Genomic DNA, 5,990 nt, shown 5'->3' with positions numbered 1-5,990 from the left:
GCAGCGGGTGGGTCGGCGCGGAGGCCGCGGCCGGCGGCAGCGGCTGTGCGGCCGGCTGGGGCTGAGGCTGGGGCTGGGGCAGCGGCTGCGGGGCCTGCTGGGCCGGTGCGGGTCGCGCCGGCGGCTGGGGCCGCTCGGGAGCGGGCGGCGTCTCGGGAGCGGCGGCCGGGGCCGCGCCCTGCTGGTCGCCGTCGTCCACCGAGATGCCGAACTCGGTGGCCAGACCGACCAGTCCGGAGTCGTAGCCCTGGCCGAGCGCCCGGAACTTCCAGCCCGCGCCGCGCCGGTAGAGCTCGCCGCAGATCATCGCGGTCTCGCGGCCGGTCTCCGGGGCCATCTCGAAGACCGCGATCGGGTCCGTACCGGCCGGGGCGGCGGCGTCGTACAGCAGCACGGTCAACTCGGGGACCTGCCCGAAGGAACCGCCGTCGGCGGAGGCGGCCAGCACCACCCGGGCCACGCCCGCCTCCAGTGGCGCCAGTTCCGCCTCCACGGTGTCCGTGAGCCCCTCGGCCACCCGCTTCTTGGGCAGGTGCCGGACGAGGCCGGAAGGGTGCCGGGGCTGGTTGTAGAAGACGAAGTCCTCGTCCGAGCGCACCCGGCCGTCCGCGCCCAGCAGCAGCGCCGAGGCGTCCACGTCCGGGACGTCCGTGCCGGGGGCCCAGCGCAGTACGGCCCGTACCGCGGTGGTGTCCAGCGGGATGTTCGAACCCTTCAGCATGGCGTGCGTCATGGCGGTCATCCTGCCTGCTCTCCCGGGGCCGGGACAACGCAGGGCGCCGAGGGGGGAGTACACCGCCCGGCCGGATCCCGAGCGCCCGCCCGGCTGACGGGGTGACTGGTGGTGCGGGAGCGGCGGGAGAGCGGGGATCGCCGGACGCCGGCTACCCCGAGGTCGCACAGGAGTCACCCGCTCTTCACGCATTTGGGGAACTTTTGACCCGCCTCGGACGTACGATAATCGGCCACGTTCACGGGCTTCGTGTACGAGGCGGCCATCTGCGGGTTCGGGGAGATACATGCGGCATTTCGGGCATCTGCCGGCTGTGACGCGAGGCGAGTTGTTCCATCGCGAGCCGGGAGAGTTCACCGCGCACTCACCCGGCCGCACCCTGGCCGTCGCCCTGGGCGCCACTCTCTACAGCCCCGCCACCCGCCCCAACCTCGCCGCCGACATCGTCAAGCAGGCAGCTCGCGGAGTGGTCTCCATGGTGCTCTGCCTGGAGGACTCGATAGACGACGCCGAGGTGGCGGGCGCCGAGGAGAACCTGGTACGGCAGTTCGCGGAGCTGACGACCCGGCACGACGCGGATGACGCCCAGGGCGGGGCCGCCGCACTGCCCCTGCTGTTCATCCGAGTGCGCACCCCCGAGCAGATCGGCGACCTGGTGCGGCGGCTCGGCCCGGCGGTCCGGCTGCTGTCCGGATTCGTGCTCCCCAAGTTCACCGAGGAGCGCGGCGTCCCCTTCCTGGAAGCGCTGATATCCGCCGAGACCCCGCAGGCCGTCGAGGCACTGGACGGCCGGCCGCTGTATGTGATGCCCGTGCTGGAATCACCGGAACTGCTGCACCTGGAGACCCGCACCGAGACGCTCGGCGGTATCGGCCGCACCGTCGACAAGTACCGGGACCGGGTGCTGGCGCTGCGGCTGGGGGTGACCGACTTCTGCTCCGCCTACGGGCTGCGCCGGGCGCCCGGCATGACGGCGTACGACGTCAAACTGGTCGCCGCGGTGATCGCGGACGTGGTGAACATGCTGGGCCGCGCCGACGGCACCGGCTTCACGGTCACCGGACCGGTCTGGGAGTACTTCAAGCCCCATGAGCGGATGTTCAAGCCGCAGCTGCGCAGCAGCCCCTTCACCGGACCCGCCGAGGCGCTGCGCGCCGCGCTCATCGAGCACGACATGGACGGGCTGCTGCGCGAGATCGAACTCGACCGCGCCAACGGCCTCCAGGGCAAGACCTGCATCCACCCCACCCATGTCGCCCCGGTGCACGCGCTCTCCGTGGTGAGCCACGAGGAGTTCAGCGACGCCAGCGACATCCTCGGCCCGGAGCGCGGCGGCGGCGGGGTGCTGCGCTCGGCCTACACCAACAAGATGAACGAGGTGAAGCCGCACCGGGCCTGGGCGGAGCGCGTGCTGCTGCGCGCCGAGGTGTTCGGAGTGGCCCGCGAGAACGTGAGCTTCGTGGACCTGCTGAGCGCGGGGCTGCGGACCGCGTGAGCGCACGCGGCCGGGCGGGGGTCGTGCGAGGGCGTGCGCGGGTGGGGCGTACGAAGGGGGCCCGGTGAGGGCGCACCCAGCGCGAGGCGTACGAAGGGGGCCGGGTGAAGGCGCACCCGGACGGGGTGTACCGAAGGGGAACGCGTGACGCGTGCCCGGGGGAGGACCGTATGAGGCGTACCGGATGAGGGAAGAGACGGCGAAGGTGACGGACGCGGCGGGCGCGACGGACATGGCGGACGCGAGGGACGCGACGGGTGCGACGAGCCCGACGGGTGTGACCAGCGTGACGGAGGCGACGGGCGAGACATGGTCCGGGCAGTGGGTCGCGGACCGGCTGGGCGTGGCCCTGCACGGCGGCCCGGAACTGCGCGAACTGCTCGGCCTGGCCCTGCGGCGCAACCCCAAGCGGGCCCATCTGCTGGTCTCCAAGGTGCTCGGCAAGCACGTCCCGCAGCACCCGGACACCGTCTACGGCGCCGGATACGACCTGGGCCGCCGGGTGCGCGCCCTGCTCGGCGAGGAGGCCGCGGCCCGCGCCGTGGTGCTGGGCTACGCGGAGACCGCCACCGGCCTGGGCCACAGCGTCGCCGACGGCCTGGGCCCGGCGACGTACCTGCACTCCACCCGGCGGCCGGTGGACCGGGTCCGGCCGGTCGGCGGGTTCGAGGAGGAGCACAGCCACGCCACCTCCCACCTGCTGCTCCCGGAGGACCCCGGACTCCTCGCCCAGGACGGCCCGCTGGTCCTGGTGGACGACGAGTTCTCCACCGGGACGACCGTCCTCAACACCATCGCCGCACTCCACGCCCACCACCCCCGCGAGCACTACGTGGTGGTCGCCCTGGTCGACATGCGCACCGCCGAACACCACGAGCGGCTGCACCGCTTCGCCGCCGAGCTGGGCGCCCGGGTGGACCTGGTCGCCCTCGCCACCGGCACCGTGGCGCTCCCCGCCGACGTACTGGAGCAGGGGCAGCGCCTGGTGGCCGAACACGAGCCCGCGCCCACGGCCCCGGACGCCACGTCCGCCCCGCGGCGGGGCGGACGGCCGAGCCCGGTGCGGGTGGAGCTGGGATGGCCCCAGGGACTGCCGGACGGCGGGCGGCACGGCTTCACCCCCGCGCACCGGACCCGGCTGGAGGCCGCGTTGCCGGGCATGGCGGCCCGTATCGCCGACGCGCTCGCCACCGGGCCCGCGGCCGCGCCCCGGCGGGTGCTGGTGCTCGGCTTCGAGGAGCTGATGTACGCCCCGCTGCGGCTCGCCCAGGCACTGGACCGGGCCACCGGGGCGGAGGTGCGCTACTCCACCACCACCCGCTCCCCGGTGCTCGCCGTCGACGACCCCGGCTACGCCATCCGCACCCGACTGGCCTTCCCCGCCCATGACGCGCCCGCCGACGGCCCGGGCGAGCGCTACACCTACAACGTCGCCCCCGGAACCGACCCGGCCCGGCGCTTCGACGCGGTGGTCGCGGTCGTCGACTCGGCCGCCGACACCCCCGAACTGCACGCCCCGGACGGGCTGCTGGCCCGCCTCGCCGCGCACACCGACCGGGTGCTGCTGGCCGTCATCCCCTCCTACGTCCCGGGCACGGCCGCCGCCGACGCCGCGTCCGGCACCCACCCCGTCACCGACCGACAGGCACCACCGATGGCAGAACCGCTGCGCGGACCCGAGTTCTCCTCCTACGCCCCCGAGGAGGTCGGCTGGCTGCTCCAGGACTTCTCCGCGGTCACCCTGGAGGCCCCCACCGAGGAACGCGAAGAGGCCATCCAGCACGGCGGGGCGCACTACGCCGAGTCGCTGCCGGTGGAGTACCAGCCCAGTGAGGAGTACCAGGCGCTGTTCCGGGCCGCGTTGGACGCCTCCGCCTCCCGTATCGCCCGCGCCGTGGGCACCGTCACCGAGACCGTGCTGGCGGAGCGGAGCCCCCGCCCGGTGCTGGTGTCGCTGGCCCGCGCCGGCACCCCGGTCGGGGTGCTGATGCGGCGCTGGGCACGGTACGCGCACGGGCTGGACCTGCCGCACTACGCGATCTCCATCGTGCGCGGGCGCGGCATCGACGGCGCCGCGCTGCGCTGGCTGGCGGACCGCCACGACCCGGCCGACGTGGTCTTCGTGGACGGCTGGACCGGCAAGGGTGCCATCACCCGCGAACTCGCCGAGGCCGTCCGCGAGCACCCCGGCTTCGACCCCCGGATCGCGGTGCTCGCCGACCCCGGCCGCTGCGTGGACACCTACGGCACCCGGGACGACTTCCTGGTGCCCTCCGCCTGCCTCAACTCCACCGTCTCCGGCCTCATATCGCGCACCGTGCTCCGCGCCGACCTGGTGCGGCCGGGGCAGTTCCACGGCGCGAAGTTCTACCGCGAACTGGCCGGGGCCGATGTCTCCGCGCACTTCCTGGACACCGTCAGCGCCCGGTTCGCCGAGGTGGCCGCGGAGGTCGCCGAGGACCTCAAGGAGGCGGACGCCGCCGACCGCACCCCCACCTGGGAGGGCTGGGCGGCCGTGGAGCGGATCAGCGAGGAGTACGGCATCCACGACGTCAACCTGGTCAAGCCGGGCGTCGGCGAGACCACCCGGGTCCTGCTGCGCCGCGTCCCCTGGAAGATCCTCGCCGCCCGGGGCGCCGGCGCCGACCTCGACCACATCCGGCTGCTCGCCCAGCAGCGCGGGGTGCCGGTGGAGGAGGTCGAGGGGCTGCCGTACAGCTGCGTGGGCCTGATCCACCCCCGCTACACCAGGGGCGCCACCGGCGCCGACGGACGGACGGCGGCCCAGCCGCCGGGCGCGGACCCCGCGAGCGGGACCACCACCGAGGAGACGGCCGGCAACGGCGGAGAGGCGGGCAACCGATGAGCGTGCTGGTGGCGAGCGACCTGGACCGCACCCTGATCTACTCGGCGGCGGCCCTGGGCCTGGACATGCCCGACGACGAGGCGCCGCGGCTGCTGTGCGTGGAGGTCTACGACCGCAGACCGCTGTCGTACATGACCGAGCAGGCGGCCACGCTGCTCGCGGAGGTGGCCCGTACCTCGCTGTTCGTACCGGCCACCACCCGCACCCGGGAGCAGTACCGCCGGGTCCGGCTGCCCGGCCCGCCGCCCCGCTTCGCGGTCTGCGCCAACGGCGGGCATCTGCTGGTGGACGGCGAGTCCGACCCGGAATGGCACAAGGCGGTCCGTGCCTCCCTGGAGGAGCGGTGCGCCCCGCTGGACGAGATCCGCGCCCGCATCCAGCGCACCGCCGACCCGGCCTGGCTGCGCAAGGAGCGGGTGGCGGAGGACCTGTTCGCCTACCTGGTGGTGGAACGCGACCTGCTGCCGCCGGACTACGTGCGGGACCTCACCGAGTGGGCCGAGCCGCGCGAGTGGACGGTCTCCCTCCAGGGCCGCAAGGTCTACGCCGTCCCCAAGCCGCTCACCAAGAGCGCCGCGGTCGCCGAGATCGCCCGCCGCACCGGGGCGAGCGAGATCCTGGCCGCCGGGGACTCACTGCTCGACGCCGACCTGCTGTACGCCGCCGACCACGGGTGGCGGCCGGCCCACGGCGAACTGGCCACCCAGGGCTGGCTCGCCCCGCACGTGACGGCCGTGCCCGAGCAGGGCGTGGCGGCCGGCGAGGCGATCGCGGCGGCCATCGCCGAACACGCCTCGACCGCCCGCGCCCGGGCCCGCAGCGAGGCCGCCATCCGCGTGGTCTCCCGCAGCCGGCACTGACGAGGGGGCGGCGCCGGCCGGGTGCCTGGGGGAGGT

General features: G+C 74.5%; 4 protein-coding genes. 3 read left to right on the top strand and 1 reads right to left on the bottom strand.

Going from position 1 to position 5,990, the window contains the following annotated elements:
- The coding region (locus E4099_RS27975) for a TerD family protein (protein WP_135341914.1) at window positions 1–733 on the bottom strand (733 nt) is incomplete at its 3' end.
- A 286-nt stretch (window positions 734–1,019) separates the two neighbouring features.
- Here E4099_RS27975 and E4099_RS27970 point away from each other — a divergent pair.
- The 3 genes from E4099_RS27970 to E4099_RS27960 all read left to right on the top strand — a co-directional run bounded on the left by E4099_RS27970 (window position 1,020) and on the right by E4099_RS27960 (window position 5,954).
- Complete coding sequence (locus E4099_RS27970) at window positions 1,020–2,228, top strand: HpcH/HpaI aldolase/citrate lyase family protein (protein WP_135341913.1); 1,209 nt, start codon at window positions 1,020–1,022, stop codon at window positions 2,226–2,228.
- Window positions 2,229–2,460: 232 nt separating this feature from the next.
- Window positions 2,461–5,094: a phosphoribosyltransferase gene (locus E4099_RS27965; RefSeq protein ID WP_135341915.1), complete on the top strand. Its 2,634-nt coding sequence runs from the start codon at window positions 2,461–2,463 to the stop codon at window positions 5,092–5,094.
- Entirely contained in the window at window positions 5,091–5,954 is an 864-nt protein-coding gene (locus E4099_RS27960; protein WP_135341912.1) for an HAD family hydrolase, read from the top strand. Before E4099_RS27965 ends, E4099_RS27960 begins: the two co-directional genes overlap by 4 nt.
- Window positions 5,955–5,990 lie beyond the last annotated feature (36 nt).

It is taken from the genome of Streptomyces palmae (assembly GCF_004684805.1).
GTDB lineage: Bacteria > Actinomycetota > Actinomycetes > Streptomycetales > Streptomycetaceae > Streptomyces > Streptomyces palmae.
The sequence above is the reverse complement of the archived record's forward strand: the minus strand, read 5'-3'. Positions and strand labels throughout refer to the sequence as shown.